12 protein-coding genes are annotated in these 14,720 nt (G+C 60.7%); 8 read left to right on the forward strand and 4 right to left on the reverse strand.

All coding sequences use genetic code 11. The annotated features are described in order from the left end of the window. The first annotated feature begins 6 nt into the window (after nt 1-6). The 4 genes from ACQY1P_RS13860 to hspQ all read left to right on the forward strand — a co-directional run bounded on the left by ACQY1P_RS13860 (nt 7) and on the right by hspQ (nt 3,305). Complete coding sequence (locus ACQY1P_RS13860; protein WP_007753933.1) at nt 7-345, forward strand: P-II family nitrogen regulator; 339 nt, start codon at nt 7-9, stop codon at nt 343-345. 71 nt (nt 346-416) lie between these two features. Next, nucleotides 417-1,826 (forward strand): type I glutamate--ammonia ligase, encoded by a 1,410-nt coding sequence (gene glnA, locus ACQY1P_RS13865; RefSeq protein WP_062456819.1) that lies wholly within the window; start codon nt 417-419, stop codon nt 1,824-1,826. 133 nt (nt 1,827-1,959) lie between these two features. Next, nucleotides 1,960-2,883, forward strand: a complete 924-nt coding sequence (locus ACQY1P_RS13870) for a DMT family transporter (RefSeq protein WP_430243459.1) — start codon at nt 1,960-1,962, stop codon at nt 2,881-2,883. A gap of 92 nt (nt 2,884-2,975) precedes the next feature. Beyond that, nucleotides 2,976-3,305, forward strand: coding sequence for a heat shock protein HspQ (gene hspQ / locus ACQY1P_RS13875; protein ID WP_062456814.1), 330 nt, complete (start codon nt 2,976-2,978; stop codon nt 3,303-3,305). A gap of 86 nt (nt 3,306-3,391) precedes the next feature. Here the strand turns inward: hspQ and ACQY1P_RS13880 are convergent, their stop codons facing one another. Continuing rightward, complete coding sequence (locus tag ACQY1P_RS13880; protein WP_062456811.1) at nt 3,392-4,048, reverse strand: invasion associated locus B family protein; 657 nt, start codon at nt 4,046-4,048, stop codon at nt 3,392-3,394. A 284-nt stretch (nt 4,049-4,332) separates the two neighbouring features. Between ACQY1P_RS13880 and ACQY1P_RS13885 the strand changes: the two genes are divergently transcribed. The 3 genes from ACQY1P_RS13885 to ACQY1P_RS13895 are packed head-to-tail and all read left to right on the forward strand — an operon-like array spanning nt 4,333 to nt 7,839. Further along, complete coding sequence (locus ACQY1P_RS13885; protein ID WP_430256647.1) at nt 4,333-6,153, forward strand: extracellular solute-binding protein; 1,821 nt, start codon at nt 4,333-4,335, stop codon at nt 6,151-6,153. Between the two features lie 53 nt (nt 6,154-6,206). After that, the gene (locus ACQY1P_RS13890) at nt 6,207-6,878 is read left to right on the forward strand and encodes a DsbA family oxidoreductase (protein WP_062456808.1); all 672 of its coding nucleotides are present in this window, start codon (nt 6,207-6,209) and stop codon (nt 6,876-6,878) included. A gap of 19 nt (nt 6,879-6,897) precedes the next feature. Continuing rightward, on the forward strand, nt 6,898-7,839 hold the full coding sequence (locus ACQY1P_RS13895; protein ID WP_062456805.1) for a DMT family transporter: 942 nt from the start codon (nt 6,898-6,900) through the stop codon (nt 7,837-7,839). 82 nt (nt 7,840-7,921) lie between these two features. Here the strand turns inward: ACQY1P_RS13895 and mfd are convergent, their stop codons facing one another. Both mfd and ACQY1P_RS13905 read right to left on the reverse strand, forming a co-directional pair. Continuing rightward, the gene (mfd, locus tag ACQY1P_RS13900) at nt 7,922-11,452 is read right to left on the reverse strand and encodes a transcription-repair coupling factor (protein WP_430256648.1); all 3,531 of its coding nucleotides are present in this window, start codon (nt 11,450-11,452) and stop codon (nt 7,922-7,924) included. Beyond that, the gene (locus ACQY1P_RS13905) at nt 11,449-11,772 is read right to left on the reverse strand and encodes a succinate dehydrogenase assembly factor 2 (RefSeq protein WP_062456798.1); all 324 of its coding nucleotides are present in this window, start codon (nt 11,770-11,772) and stop codon (nt 11,449-11,451) included. The genes mfd and ACQY1P_RS13905 overlap by 4 nt, the downstream gene beginning before the upstream one ends. Nucleotides 11,773-11,863: 91 nt before the next feature. On the opposite strand from ACQY1P_RS13905, the gene recG reads away from it, so the two are divergent. Continuing rightward, the gene (gene recG, locus ACQY1P_RS13910; RefSeq protein ID WP_062456795.1) at nt 11,864-13,969 is read left to right on the forward strand and encodes an ATP-dependent DNA helicase RecG; all 2,106 of its coding nucleotides are present in this window, start codon (nt 11,864-11,866) and stop codon (nt 13,967-13,969) included. Here recG and ACQY1P_RS13915 read toward each other — a convergent pair. Beyond that, nucleotides 13,966-14,685, reverse strand: a complete 720-nt coding sequence (locus ACQY1P_RS13915) for a DUF502 domain-containing protein (RefSeq protein ID WP_062456791.1) — start codon at nt 14,683-14,685, stop codon at nt 13,966-13,968. The two genes, recG and ACQY1P_RS13915, sit on opposite strands and share 4 nt — an antisense overlap. Nucleotides 14,686-14,720 lie beyond the last annotated feature (35 nt).

Raw genomic sequence — 14,720 nt, forward strand, 5'->3', positions numbered from 1 at the left:
TTTCTCATGAAGAAGATCGAAGCGATCATTAAACCGTTCAAGCTGGATGAAGTGAAGGAAGCCCTTCAGGAAGTCGGCTTGCAAGGGATTACGGTGACCGAGGCCAAGGGCTTTGGACGCCAAAAAGGACATACCGAGCTTTATCGTGGCGCGGAATACGTCGTCGACTTTCTCCCGAAGGTGAAGGTTGAAGTTGTGCTGGCCGACGAGAATGCAGACGCGGTCATTGAGGCCATCCGCAACGCGGCACAGACTGGACGAATTGGAGACGGCAAGATATTCGTTTCCAACGTGGAGGAAGTCATTCGTATTCGCACCGGCGAAACGGGTGTGGACGCTATCTGACCGCACTTTGAAGGCTGATAAGAAGCCGCGCGGACAGTTCATAACAATCATACAGGCGAGGAAAAGGTCATATGACGAGCGCAAGCGAAATCATGAAACAGATCAAGGAAAACGACGTCAAGTTCGTGGACCTGCGCTTTACGGACCCGCGCGGCAAGCTGCAGCACGTGACGATGGACGTCTCGGCCGTCGATGAGGATATGTTCGCCGATGGCGTCATGTTCGATGGCTCCTCGATCGGCGGATGGAAGGCCATCAACGAGTCGGACATGGTGCTGATGCCCGATCCGCAGACCGTGCACATGGACCCGTTTTTCGCGCAATCCACCATGGTCATCGTTTGCGATATTCTCGATCCGATTTCCGGTGAAGCCTACAACCGCGATCCGCGCGGCACGGCCAAGAAGGCCGAGGCCTATCTCAAGGCATCGGGCATCGGCGATACGATTTTCGTCGGCCCCGAGCCTGAATTCTTCGTCTTCGACGACGTCAAGTACAAGGCCGATCCCTACAATACGGGCTTCAAGCTGGACAGTTCGGAACTGCCGTCCAACGACGACACCGATTACGAGACCGGCAACCTTGGCCACCGTCCGCGCGTCAAGGGCGGCTACTTCCCGGTTCCGCCGGTCGATAGCCTTCAGGACATGCGCTCGGAAATGCTCACCGTCCTCACCGAGATGGGCGTGGTCGTCGAAAAGCATCACCATGAAGTGGCCGCTGCCCAGCACGAACTCGGTGTGAAGTTCGATACGCTGGTGCGCAACGCCGACAAGATGCAGATCTACAAATACGTCGTGCATCAGGTCGCCAATGCCTATGGCAAGACGGCCACCTTCATGCCGAAGCCGATCTTCGGCGACAATGGCTCGGGCATGCACGTTCACCAGTCGATCTGGAAGGACGGCAAGCCAACCTTTGCAGGCGACGAGTATGCCGGCCTGTCGGAAAGCTGCCTTTACTACATCGGCGGCATCATCAAGCACGCCAAGGCGATCAACGCCTTCACGAACCCGACGACGAATTCCTACAAGCGTCTCGTGCCGGGTTACGAAGCACCGGTTCTGCTTGCCTACTCGGCCCGCAACCGTTCCGCCTCCTGCCGCATTCCGTTTGGGTCGAACCCGAAGGCAAAGCGCGTCGAAGTCCGCTTCCCCGATCCGGCCCAGAACCCCTATCTCGGTTTTGCCGCCATGCTGATGGCCGGCCTCGACGGCATCAAGAACAAGATTCATCCCGGCAAGGCCATGGACAAGGATCTCTACGACCTGCCGCCGAAGGAACTGCGCAAGATCCCGACGGTCTGCGGTAGCTTGCGCGAAGCGCTCGACAGCCTCGACAAGGATCGCAAGTTCCTCACCGCCGGCGGCGTCTTCGACGACGATCAGATCGACGCCTATATCGAACTGAAGATGGTGGAAGTCATGCGCTTCGAGATGACGCCGCATCCGGTCGAATTCGACATGTACTATTCCGCCTGATCCGCGGAACAACCTGAAAACCAGAAACGGCGGGGCTTACCCGCCGTTTTTCATTCGTGCTTCATCGGAGCAGCAGGCTCCTAACCTGCGGTCAAAAGGCCCGTGCCTGAGTCACCGCCCCCTGGATTGCCTCATGCGCACCGATACCGGCAGCACGCCCCGTCCCCTCGACTGGCTGATCTTCCTTCTTGTCCCGGTCTTCTTTTCCAGCAATCTCGTTTTCGGTCGCGGCATTGTCGGCGAGATCGGTCCCTATATGACCGCGTTTATCCGCTGGGCAGGCTCGACGCTTATTATGCTGCCGCTGCTCTATATGGATCGTCGCGCTGCTGCGGCCTTTGTGCGGGCCCATACGTGGTTGTGGCTCTGGCTCGGCTTCCTCGGCATGGGCATTTGCGGCGGCTTCGTCTACTGGGCGCTCACCATGACGACGGCCTCGAATGCCACGCTGATCTACAGCACGTCGTCGCTCTTCATCATTCTGCTGGAATGGCTGTTCGCCAGCCGACGCATCAGCATCAAGGAGATCTGCGGCATGGCGCTCGCCTTCGCGGGCGTCGCTGTCATCGTGTTGCGCGGAGATCTGGCTGCCGTTCTTCACATGCGCTTCAATCTCGGCGATCTCGGCATTCTGATCGCTGCGATCGCGTTTGCCTTTTATTCAATTCTGTTACGGCGCCCGGCAGCTCAAGCCGTTCGTCCGCTCACGCTGTTCGGACTGATTGCCTTCTCCGGCTCGCTCATCCTGGTCGTGCCGGCGATCTGGGAACTGTTTCATGGCGGTCTTCTTCCCACCAGCCAGTCCGCCTGGATGAAGCTTGCCGGCATCATTCTCTTCGCCTCGCTCGCCGCCTTCTTCTGCTTCCAGCAGGTGGTGCGGATCTTCGGTTCGGTCACGGCCGGGACCACGCTCTACCTCATGCCCCCGGTTTCGATCGTCATGGCCGTGGCGTTTCTCGGCGAAACCTTCGAGGCCTACCATGCTGTCGGCATCGTGTGCGTCCTCGGAGGCGTCATTCTTGCAACGTTGAAGGGAAGGCGAGCAGGAACGGGATGAGAACAAAGTGGAACTATCCTTACCACACCGCATTTGCCACTTGAGCAGCAACGGATTTACACCCACATTATGTTGCGAAAGGATGTCGCACCATGAAACAGCGAAATGCCAAGTTTACGATCGGGGAAGTCGTTCGCCACAAGGTGTTCCCGTTCCGCGGCGTCGTGTTCGATGTGGACCCCGAATATGACAATACCGAGGAATGGTGGAACGCGATTCCGGCCGAGATCCGCCCAAGCAAGGATCAGCCCTTCTACCACCTTCTGGCCGAGAACGACGAAACCGAATACGTCGCTTATGTCTCGGAACAGAACCTGGTCCATGACGAGAGCGACCAACCCCTGCGCAACCCGCAGGTCTACCAGATCTTCGACGCCGGCCCCTCCGGCAACCTAAAGCCGAAGGTTATCCTCGCCCATTGATCGGGGCCAGCCTGGTCGAGATAAATCGTTGAAACGAAAAAAGCCCAGTCTTTCGACCGGGCTTTTTGTTGCTTTGAGATTTAGCCTTACTGGCCCTGCTTGGCAGCGTTCTGAGCTTCTTCAAGCTTCTTGCGCGCTTCCTCAGCCTTCTTCTGCATGCCTTCTTCCAGGCTACGCTGGCTTTCCGCAAGCTGCGACTGGGTGATAGCGGCACCGTCATAAGCGCCGGTAAAGCCGGTCAGCGAAACCTTGATCGGGTTCGGCGCGCGACGGAAGTTCATCGACGTGAAGACGACGTCGGTGCCCTTCTTGAGGCTGGCGATCATCGCATCCGTCAGGGGCACTTCAGCTGTGCACTTGTCGGGAAGGCAGACGGCGTAATCGAGCTTCTGGCCCTTGGCACCGTCGATCTGCATGATGATACCCGGCTGCACCATACGTGCGGTCGGAACCGAAACCTGCAGGATCTTGCGGTTGACCTTGCCTTCGACGCTGATGAGGCCGATTGCCGTAATCAGCTGGCCGTTCTGGGCCAGAATGATGTTCTGCACAACGCAGAGATCAGCATCGTCCTGCTTGGTGCAGGTCTTGAACCAGCCAAGCGGCGGACCGCCGGCACCGGCGCCGCCCTGTGCGGGAGCTGCCTGCTGGGCGAAGGCTGCAACCGGCAGCGCAGCAACGCCGACCGAAACAGCAAGAGCAGACATGGCCGTCCGCATAACTTTGGTTGCCTTGAGCATCATAACGAAATCCGTCTCCTGAAATCCGCGGGCGCAGCGTGCGCCGTCCACCCCGTCGAGATGTCCTACTGCCTGTCACCTGTCGCTCAAATGAGGCAATTGAATGACTCGGCGGGTGTTGCCAATCTGTTACATCGACGCGAAGGCGATATCCAGCCTTTCTTTTGCTATTTTGACAATACGTTAACATCGCATGCGCAAGTTTGAAGAGCCTGTGCTTGGTGCAACCGCGCCTATCCGCTATTTTCCGGCCGAATCAGCAGTATTGAGAGAAACGGAATGCTTTCATGAAGCGCATTATATCCTTCTTGATCGCAGCGACGCTGGTCACGCCCGTCACGGCATTGGAGGCGCAGTCGCAGCCTCTGCACGCGATCTCCATGCATGGCGAACCTGCCCTGCCCGGCGACTACCGCCACCTGGGCTACGTCAATCCAGACGTGAAGAAGGGCGGCAGTGTCCGCTACGGCGTCGTCGGCACGTTTGACAGCCTCAACCCGTTTAACCTCAAGAGCATCCGCACCACGGCCCGCGGCGTCTGGGATCCCGCTTTCGGCAACCTGATCTATGAAACGCTGATGACCCGTTCGGCCGACGAGCCGTTTACGCTCTATGGGCTGCTGGCCGAAAGCGTCGAGTGGAACGACGAGCGCACATTCATCCAGTTCAACATCAATCCCAAGGCAAAATGGTCCGACGGCCAGCCGGTGACGCCTGAAGACGTGATCTTCTCCTTCGAGGTGCTGCGCGACAAGGGACGGGTGCCCTTCTCGAGGCGTCTTCTACCCGTCGAGAAAATGGAAAAGGTCGGCGACCGAAGTGTCCGCTTCACCTTCAACGACAAGGTCGACCGGGAATTCCCGCTCATCATCGCCGCCTCCACCCCGATCCTGCCGAAACACGCGATCGATGCGGAGACATTCGACCAGTCGACACTCAAAGTGCCGCTCGGCTCGGGACCCTATATCATCAAATCCGTCTCGCCGGGCCAGCGCATCGTCTACGAGCGCAATGACAACTACTGGGGCAAGGATATTCCGGCGAAAGTCGGCTTCGACAATTACGACCGCATCAGCGTCGAGTATTTTCTCGAAGACAACACACTGTTCGAGGCGTTCAAGAAGGGCGAGATCGACATCTATCCCGACGGAAGCCCGACCCATTGGGCGCGCGCCTATAATTTTCCGGCCATCCGAACCGGCGACGCAGTGAAGGAAGCCTTCAGGCCGCAACTCCCGACCGGAATGCTGGGCTTCGTGTTCAACACGCGCCGTTCGATCTTTTCAGACGTCAACGTGCGGGCCGGCCTTTCGCTTGCCTTCGATTTCGAATGGGCAAACAGAAACCTGTTCGAAAACGCCTATACCCGCACCGAAAGCTTTTGGCAGGGCTCGCCCCTGACCTCGCTCGGAAAGCCAGCGGACCAGCGCGAGCTCGCAATCATGGGCGACATGAAGACCCGGATCGAGCCCGATGTCCTGGATGGCACCTACCGTATCGAAAGGACGGATGCGTCCGGCGCCGACCGCAGAGTGCTGCGCAAGGCCGTCGATCTCCTGAGCAAGGGCGGCTACACGATCAAGAACGGCCGCATGACAAATGCCAGCGGGCGCCAGTTGTCGTTCGAGGTCATGACCCAGACCGTCGATCAGGAAAAGCTCGCCATCGCCTACCAGCGAGCCCTTCGGATGATCGGCGTCGACATGGCGATCCGCACAGTCGACGATTCGCAGTACCAGGCGCGGTCGGGCAGCTTCGACTACGACATGATCGTCAAATCCTACCCGTCGTCGCTGTCTCCCGGGATCGAACAGATGGGACGCTGGGGCTCCACCTCCCGCGACACGCCCGGCAGCTTCAATTTTGCAGGAACAGCGGATCCCGATATCGACCGGTTGATCGGGACCATGACAGCCGTCCGTAGCAAGGAAGATTTCGAAGCAACGGTTCGCGCCTATGACCGCCTGCTGATTTCAGGCCATTACATGGTGCCGCTCTACCATATTGCCGACCAGTGGGTGGCGCGGCGCAAGCAGATACGCTATCCGGAAACCTTGCCGCTATACGGCTATCAGCTCAACACCTGGTGGGATGAGCGGGCGCAGTAGACAGCTCGCCACCTCCCGATCGCAAGCCAAACCTGATTGGAAAGAGAACGCCGATGGAGCGCATCACCGTAGATATTGTCTCCGACGTCGTGTGCCCCTGGTGCTATCTGGGCAAGGCGCGGCTCGAGCTGGCAATCGCCGAAGTTCAGGACGAGATCGGTGTCGACCTGAACTGGCGTCCCTATCGCCTCAACCCGGACATTCCGCCTGAAGGTGTGGACCACAAAGCGTTTCTGGAAGCAAAGCTCGGCGGCAGCGAAACGGTCGCCCGCGCGCACGGGGCGCTCACTCAGCTGGGCCAGGAAGTCGGCATCGCATTCAATTTCGACGCGATCACGGTCGGCTCGAACACGCTCGATGCCCACCGTCTACTTCAGTGGGCGATGGTGGAAGGCCGCGAGGTTCAGGATCGCGTTGTGACCGCGCTGTTCAAGGCGAATTTCGAGCAGGGGCGCGTTGTCGGGGACCACGCGGTTCTCGCAGACATCGCCGTCGAAGCCGGTATGGATCGCACGGTCGTCGAGAACCTTCTGGCAGGTGACGCCGATAAGGACACGGTCCTTGCCGAGATCGACGCTGCGCAGAAGATGGGCGTCAACGGCGTGCCGTTCTTCATCATCGATGGACAGTATGCGGTGAGCGGTGCCCAGATGCCGGATGTTCTCGCCAACGCTTTCCGCGAAATCGCCCAGCTCAAAGCCGAAGCTCGCAAGGGCATGATCTAGCTCTCTGAAAGTCATCTTTGTGCAGAAAGACCAGACCCTCAAGGGTGTCCTCATCGCCTTTGCGGCCTTCGCCGCCTATGCATGGAGCGACGCCAGCGTCAAATTGATCGAGGGCCAGCTGAGCCCCTATCAATCCTCGTTCCTCGGCGCGGTCTTCTGCCTCGTCGGTCTTCCCTTCCTCATGAAGAAGGGCGACCGCTGGACGGATATCTTCAACACCACCAACAGATCGCTCTGGATCCTGCGATTTGTGGCGCAGGCCGGCGGCACGATCGGCAGCGTCACTGCCTTCACCCATCTGTCGATGGCCGAAGCGTTCGCGCTGATCTTTCTTCTTCCGTCCTTCGTCACCATCATGTCGGTCATCTTCCTCAAGGAACAGGTCGGATACAGGCGCTGGGCCGCGGTCGTCATCGGCTTTGTCGGCGTCATGATCGTGCTCCGCCCCGGATTTCGCGAACTCTCGATCGGCCATCTCGGCGCCGTCTTCGGCGGCTTGAGCGGAGCCATCTCGATCGTCGTGTTCAGGGCCATGGGACCATCAGAGAAGAACATATCGCTCTACGGGGCCGGCGTGCTCGGAACGCTCGTCGTGTGCGGCGCGCTTGCCCTGCCCGGCTTCCAGGCACCGACGGCAATCCAGTGGCTCTGGCTGGCCGGCTACGGGCTTCTGGCAGCACTCGGCGCGATCCTGGTCATGTATGCAGCCGCCTATGCACCCGCGACCCTGATCGGTCCGACGCAATATAGCCAAATGATCTGGGCGGTGCTGTTCGGCTACCTGGTCTTCGGCGACCATATCGACCTGCCGATGGTGATCGGCATCATCCTGATCATCGGCTCGGGCATGCTGACCCTCATTCGCGAACGCGTTCGCGGCACGCCGCTTCCGCCGGCCCTTGGCTCGGATACGCAGGCCGCCGCGGTGATGGCGCCGGAAGCGCCAGACACGAAGCCCTGAAAGCCACAGTATCGATTGAACGAAAAAGGCCGGCGAGCTCTGCTCACCGGCCTTTTGTTTGTTGTCGAAGCGACGAGACGCTTCAGGTCTTCGCCAGTTCCGCAAACTGCGTCATCACCTGGGCTGCAGCCGTCAGCCGCTTTGTCGGCGTCGGCAGGTCGCGGTTGAGGAAGATGCTCTGGTCCGGCCTGATCTTCGCAAGCGAACCCTGCTTGGCGATATAGCCGACCAGCGCCGCCGGGTTGGGGAACTGCTTGTCACGGAAGACGATGACCACGCCCTTCGGACCGGCATCGACCTTCTCGACATTCGCCTTGCGGCAGAGCGTCTTGATATAGACGACCTTGAGCAGGTTCTGCACCTCGGGCGGCATCGGCCCGAAGCGATCGATCATTTCCGCACCGAAGCCATCGATCTCCGACAGTTCCTGCACTTCGCCGAGACGGCGATAGAGACCCATGCGCAGATGCAGATCCGGCACGTAGTTCTCCGGGATCATCGTGGTGATGCCGACGGAGATCTGTGGCGACCAGCCCGTATCGACGACGTCGTCCTCACCCTTCACCTCCGCAACCGCCTCTTCCAGCATCTGCTGGTAAAGCTCGAAACCGACTTCCTTGATGTGACCGGACTGTTCCTCGCCGAGAAGATTGCCGGCGCCGCGGATGTCGAGGTCGTGGCTTGCCAGCTGGAAACCGGCGCCCAACGTATCGAGCGACTGCAGCACCTTGAGGCGACGGTCCGCCATCTGGGTGAGCGTCTTGTTGACCGGCAGCGTAAACAGCGCGAACGCCCGAACCTTCGAGCGTCCGACGCGGCCACGCAGCTGATAGAGCTGTGCCAGTCCGAACATGTCGGCCCGGTGCACGATCAGCGTGTTGGCGGTCGGCACGTCGAGACCGGATTCGACGATCGTGGTCGAGAGAAGCACGTCATACTTGCCGTCGTAGAAGGCATTCATGATGTCTTCCAGCTCGCCGGCAGCCATCTGGCCATGCGCAACGGCCACCTTGAGTTCCGGCACGTCAGACTGCAGGAACGCCTGGATATCGGCAAGATCGGCCAGCCGCGGGCAGACGTAGAAGCTCTGACCGCCGCGGTAGTGCTCACGCATCAGCGTCTCGCGGATGACCAAGGGATCAAACGGCGAGATGAAGGTCCGCACCGCCATGCGGTCAACCGGCGGCGTGGTGATCAGCGACAGTTCGCGAACGCCCGTCATGGCCAGCTGCAGCGTGCGCGGGATTGGCGTCGCAGATAGCGTCAGCACATGCACGTCGGTCTTCATGTCCTTCAGCCGTTCCTTGTGCTTGACCCCGAAATGCTGCTCCTCGTCGATGATCAGGAGGCTCAAGTTGGCGAACTGGATGCTGTTGCCCAGCAGCGCATGGGTGCCGACGACGATATCGACCTTGCCCTCGGACAATTCCTTCTTCGTCAGCGCCAGTTCCTTGGCCGGCACGAGACGAGAGGCCTGTGCAATCCGGATCGGCAGCCCGCGGAAGCGATTTGTAAACGTCTTGAAATGCTGGCGTGCCAGCAGGGTCGTCGGAACGACAACCGCAACCTGGGCGCCGTTCATCGCGGCAAAGAAGGCTGCGCGCAACGCCACTTCGGTCTTGCCGAAACCAACGTCGCCGCAGACGAGGCGATCCATCGGACGGCCCGCAGCGAGATCGTCCCGCACGGCCTCGATCGCCGTTGCCTGGTCTTCCGTCTCGTCATAGGGGAAGCGCGCCGCGAACTCGTCGTAGAGGCCCTCAGGCGTTGCGAGAACCGGCGCACGACGCACCATGCGTGTCGCAGCGATGCGGATGAGATCGCCGGCCATATCGAGCAGGCGCTTCTTGAGCTTGGCCTTGCGGGCCTGCCAGGCGCCACCACCCAGCTTGTCGAGATTGGCTTCCGCTGCATCCGACCCGTAGCGTGACAGAAGGTCGATGTTTTCGACGGGCAGGAAGAGCTTGGCCTGATCCGCATAATGCAGTTCCAGGCAGGCACGCGGCGCGCCAGCGGCCTCGATCGTGATCAGGCCGACAAACTTGCCGATACCGTGTTCGGCGTGGACGACAAGCGACCCTTCATCGAGACCCGCGACTTCGGTCAGGAAGTCGGCACCGCGCTTGCGACGCTTGCCGCGGCGAACCATGCGGTCGCCGAGAATATCCTGTTCGCCGATCACGGCGATATCGCCCGTCTCGAAACCCGCCTCCAGGCTCATCACCGCGGACGCCGCTTCGCCTTTGTCGAGCTTCTGAAGGTCAGACAGCTTTTCGATCGGCTTGATGCGCTTCAGGCCGCGTTCGTCCAGCACCTGTAGCAGGCGGTCAAGCGAGCCGGCGGACCAGCCCGTAATCAGAACCTTCGTGCCTTCAGCGCGCTTGTCGGCGATGTGCTTGACGACAAGATCGAAAATATTGACACGAACCTCGCTATCGGAATCGTGTTCCTGGGTCTCGGACCCGGTCTCCGCCTGGCTTTTCGCCCAGCGCGGCCCCGTATGGGCATCCAGAGTCAGAACCGGACGGCCGGCCGAATCCATCTCGTTGAAGGGCGTGAGCCGGATGGCCGCGACCTCATCGAGCGTTTCGGCAAACGATTTGCCGTCGAGATAGAGCTGGCCCGGCGATACCGGCTTGTAGGGCGTCGCCTGCGCGGCGGCACCCTTGCCCAGGCTCGCTTGATCGCGGCGTGCCTCGAAATAGTCCGTGACCAGCTTTGAGCGCTCTGTGGCCGCTTCGCGCGCATTGTGATCGGTCACGATCCGGAAGCCGCTCAGATAGTCGAACGCGGTCTCGAGCTTCTCGTAAAACAGCGGCAGCCAGTGTTCCATGCCGGCGTAGCGACGCCCCTCGGACACGGCCTGATAGAGCGCATCGTCACGGTTGGCAGCACCGAACAGCGACAGATAGTTCGTGCGGAAGCGGCTGATCGTATCAGGCGTTAGCGTCACTTCGCTCATCGGGTTGAGGTCGAGCGAGCGGGCCTGGCCCGTCGTGCGCTGGCTTGCCGGATCGAAGGACCGGATCGTTTCCAGCGTGTCACCGAAGAAATCCAGCCGCACCGGTTCTTCCGAACCCGGCACGAACACATCGAGAATACCGCCGCGCACCGCAAATTCGCCGACTTCGCGCACCGTGGAAACGCGGTCGAATCCGTTGCGCTCAAGCCGCGCCGCGATGTCATCCATGCGGATCACGTTGCCGGGCTTGGCCGAAAACGCGAGGCTTTCAATGACCGAGGCAGGCGCGATCTTCTGCAACATCGCGTTGACCGTGACGAGCACGATCGCCGGATGCGGCTTCTTGGCATGCGCGATCAGCCCCGACAGGGCGGCCAGTCTCCTTGCGGAGACATCGGCACTCGGCGACACACGGTCATAGGGCAGACAGTCCCAGGCCGGCAGCGACAGAACCGGAATTTCCGGCGCAACGAAGGACAGCATCTGCTCCAGATCCGGCATCCGCTGGCCGTCCGAGAGAACGTAGGCAACCGACTGTCCGGCCCGCGCCAGTTCCGCAAGAACAAGCGGTTCGGTGCCGGCCGGCACACTGCCGATGGTCAGCGGTGTTGAGGCCGCCGCGATCTTCTTCGCGTTAAATCCGGAAATCATTGGCCGAGTTTCTCTTGCAACGACTCTCTGGTCACGGGATCGAAGTCCGGCTTGTAGGCGGCGATACGCGCAAACAGAGGCGTATTGCGTTCCTCGGGCAGCGCCATAGCGCCGGTGATCCAGGCGTGCAGGTCGTGGTCCTGCTCATCCATGATCACTTCAAACTCGTCCAGTTCCGTATCGGAGAGGTTGGAAATCTCCGCCTCGGCGAAGCTGCCGAACACGAGATCCATCTCGCGAATGCCGCGATGCCAGCAGCGATAGAGAATACGTCGGCGACGGGGGTCGAGATCCGCGCTGGTGCGTGCCAATCCAGTCATAAGCCAGGTCCCTGTTTTGCGGTTCATATAGGATTGTTTTCGGCTCGCGTCACCTTGCCAAATGGGCAAAACTTGCGCCATTTAGCCAACCATGCGTCCTGCCATACTCGATCCGCTGTTTGCCTCCGTCTCATCGCTGCCCGGCGTCGGCCCGAAGATCGCCGACCTGATCGCGCGCGTCACCGGACGCGAGGATGCGGAAGACTGCCGGGTCGTCGATCTCCTGTTCCACGCGCCCTATTCGCTGATCGATCGCCGCAACCGTCCGGGCATCGCGCTCGCGCCGCAGGGAGCGATCGTCACCATCGAGGGACGCGTCGACCGGCATCAACCTCCACCGGCCAGAACCAACCAGCCCTACCGGGTCTTCCTGCACGACGAGACGGGCGAACTCGCCCTCACCTTTTTCCGCGCAAAGGGAGACTGGCTGCACAAGACGCTTCCGGTCGACGAACAGGTGATGGTCAGCGGCAAGGTCGACTGGTTCAACGGCCGCGCCTCGATGATCCATCCGGATTTCATGGTGAAGGTATCGGAAGCCGAAAACCTGCCGCTTGTGGAACCAGTCTATCCTATGACCGCGGGCCTCTCTTCGAAGACATTCCGCCGGACGATTGAAGCTGCAATCGCGCGCCTGCCCCAGTTCCCGGAATGGGCGGATTTGAGCCTCACGCAGCGTGAGGGCTTTCCTACCGTAACGGAAGCCTTTCAGGAACTGCACGATCCGCGGGACGAAACGGATATCGATCCCCAGTCCAAGGCACGCCGCCGCTTGGCCTATGACGAGTTCCTTGCAGGCCAGGTGTCGCTGGCACTGGTGCGCCAGAAGATCCGCAAAGTGCCGGGACAGCCGATCCGGGTAAAGGGCGAGCTTGCCGCCCGTCTCGTTGCCGCGCTGCCCTTTTCGCTGACGCCGAGCCAGAAATCCTCTGTCGAGGATATCACCAAGGATATGGCAGGCGAAGACCGCATGCTGCGGCTGCTGCAGGGCGATGTCGGCGCCGGCAAGACGCTGGTGGCCCTTCTGGCGATGGCAGCCGCCGTCGAAGCCGGCGGCCAGGCCGTTCTGATGGCACCGACTGAAATCCTCGCCCGCCAGCATTTCTCGACCATCTCGAAACTGGCCGGTGCCGCAGGTGTCACGGTCGAACTGCTGACCGGCCGCACCAAGGGTCGCGAACGCGAAGCCATCGTCGAGCGGATTGCATCCGGCGAGGCCCAGATCGTCATCGGCACCCACGCGCTGTTCCAGGATACCGTGAGCTATCACAGCCTGATGCTGGCCGTCGTCGATGAGCAGCATCGGTTCGGCGTGCATCAGCGTCTGCGTCTGACCGCCAAGGGCATATCCCCGCATATGCTCGTCATGACCGCGACGCCCATCCCGCGCACGCTGGTGCTGGCAGCCTTCGGCGACATGGACGTGTCCAAGCTGACCGAAAAGCCGGCCGGCAGAAAGCCGATCCAGACCGTGACGATCCCGACCGAACGGATCGGCGACGTCGTCGGCCGCCTGCGCAGCGCCGTCGCAGAGGGAAAGAAGGCCTACTGGATCTGCCCGCTGGTCGAAGAATCGGACGTATCAGAACTCATGTCGGCCGAGGAGCGCTACGCGGTACTGGCCCGCGAACTCGGTGCCGACAATGTCGGCCTCGTGCATGGCCGAATGGCCGGACCGGAAAAAGACGCCGTCATGAGCGCCTTCAAGAACGGCGAGATCCGCCTGCTTGTCGCAACCACCGTCGTCGAGGTCGGCGTCGACGTGCCCGATGCGACGATCATGGTGATTGAACATGCGGAGCGGTTCGGTCTGGCGCAGCTCCACCAGTTGCGTGGGCGTGTGGGGCGTGGAGACGAAGCCTCCACCTGCATTCTTCTCTACAAGGGACCACTCAGCGAGACCGGCCACGCGCGCCTGTCGATTCTCCGCGACAGCGAGGACGGATTTCTGATCGCCGAGGAAGACCTGAAACTGCGTGGCGAGGGAGAGCTCCTCGGCACCCGCCAGTCAGGCACGCCAGGGTTCAAGATCGCAAGCCTCGAAGCACACGCGGATCTTCTCGAGATCGCCCGCAAGGACGCGACCTACCTCCTCGATCGAGATCCGGACCTCACAAGCGAACGCGGCGAGGCCGTACGCGCCCTGCTCTATCTACATCGACGCGACGAAGCGATCCGCTTCCTGCGCGCAGGCTAAAGGGCGGTCGGCGGAGTGGTAACAGTGGGCATGTCCTGCGGTGCCGGCAGGATCGGGACCTCGCCCGGCTTCGGCGTATAGGCCGGCGATATAAGCCCACCCGAGATCAACAGTTTGGCGCCCTCTTCCGGCGTCATGTCGAGCATGATGATCTGGCTTTTGCGCACGAACATCAGGAAACCTGCCGTCGGAACAGGCGTCGGTGGCATGAACACCGCCACCATCTCCTCGCCGTCTGCGTTGAGCTTCTCGGCAATCTCGCCCTGTGCATCGCCGGCAATAAACACGAGCACCCAGGTGCCGGGTGTCGGAAACTCCACCATGCCGCACTTCTTGAAGGACGTGGACTGTTCCTTCAGAACCGTCTCCAGGATCTGTTTGACGCTCTTGTAGATGGTCCGGATGAGCGGCATCTGGTTGAGGATCGACTCGCCGAAACTGACGATGGAACGACCGATCAGGTTCCTGCCGAGAAAGCCGATGATAGTGATCATCACCATGGCCAGCAGCAGACCCGTGCCGGGAATCGTTACGTCGAAGTAGTATTGGGGATCGTAACGCTGCGGAATGTAGGGCGTTACCCAGCTATCTGCCCAGTCGATAAACGTGAAGGTCAGCCATATGGTGATCGCCAATGGCGCGCATATGATCAGGCCGGTGAGGAAGTTGTTTCTGAGCCGACCGGCCAGCGATAAGCGCTCTGGGCTGTCGCTCATGAAAATTCCTTACCTGTGACGTCAATTGTCGCATT

This window comes from Neorhizobium sp. DAR64872/K0K18 (assembly GCF_050500175.1).
Taxonomy (GTDB): domain Bacteria; phylum Pseudomonadota; class Alphaproteobacteria; order Rhizobiales; family Rhizobiaceae; genus Neorhizobium; species Neorhizobium soli.

Coding starts and splice junctions, on each gene's coding strand:
- ACQY1P_RS13885 (WP_430256647.1), top strand. CDS start 4,333: ATGAAGCGCATTATATCCTTCTTGATCGCAGCGACGCTGGTCACGCCC.
- recG (WP_062456795.1), top strand. CDS start 11,864: ATGCGTCCTGCCATACTCGATCCGCTGTTTGCCTCCGTCTCATCGCTG.
- hspQ (WP_062456814.1), top strand. CDS start 2,976: ATGAAACAGCGAAATGCCAAGTTTACGATCGGGGAAGTCGTTCGCCAC.
- ACQY1P_RS13915 (WP_062456791.1), bottom strand. CDS start 14,685: ATGAGCGACAGCCCAGAGCGCTTATCGCTGGCCGGTCGGCTCAGAAAC.
- ACQY1P_RS13860 (WP_007753933.1), top strand. CDS start 7: ATGAAGAAGATCGAAGCGATCATTAAACCGTTCAAGCTGGATGAAGTG.
- ACQY1P_RS13870 (WP_430243459.1), top strand. CDS start 1,960: ATGCGCACCGATACCGGCAGCACGCCCCGTCCCCTCGACTGGCTGATC.
- glnA (WP_062456819.1), top strand. CDS start 417: ATGACGAGCGCAAGCGAAATCATGAAACAGATCAAGGAAAACGACGTC.
- ACQY1P_RS13890 (WP_062456808.1), top strand. CDS start 6,207: ATGGAGCGCATCACCGTAGATATTGTCTCCGACGTCGTGTGCCCCTGG.
- ACQY1P_RS13905 (WP_062456798.1), bottom strand. CDS start 11,772: ATGACTGGATTGGCACGCACCAGCGCGGATCTCGACCCCCGTCGCCGA.
- ACQY1P_RS13880 (WP_062456811.1), bottom strand. CDS start 4,048: ATGATGCTCAAGGCAACCAAAGTTATGCGGACGGCCATGTCTGCTCTT.
- mfd (WP_430256648.1), bottom strand. CDS start 11,452: ATGATTTCCGGATTTAACGCGAAGAAGATCGCGGCGGCCTCAACACCG.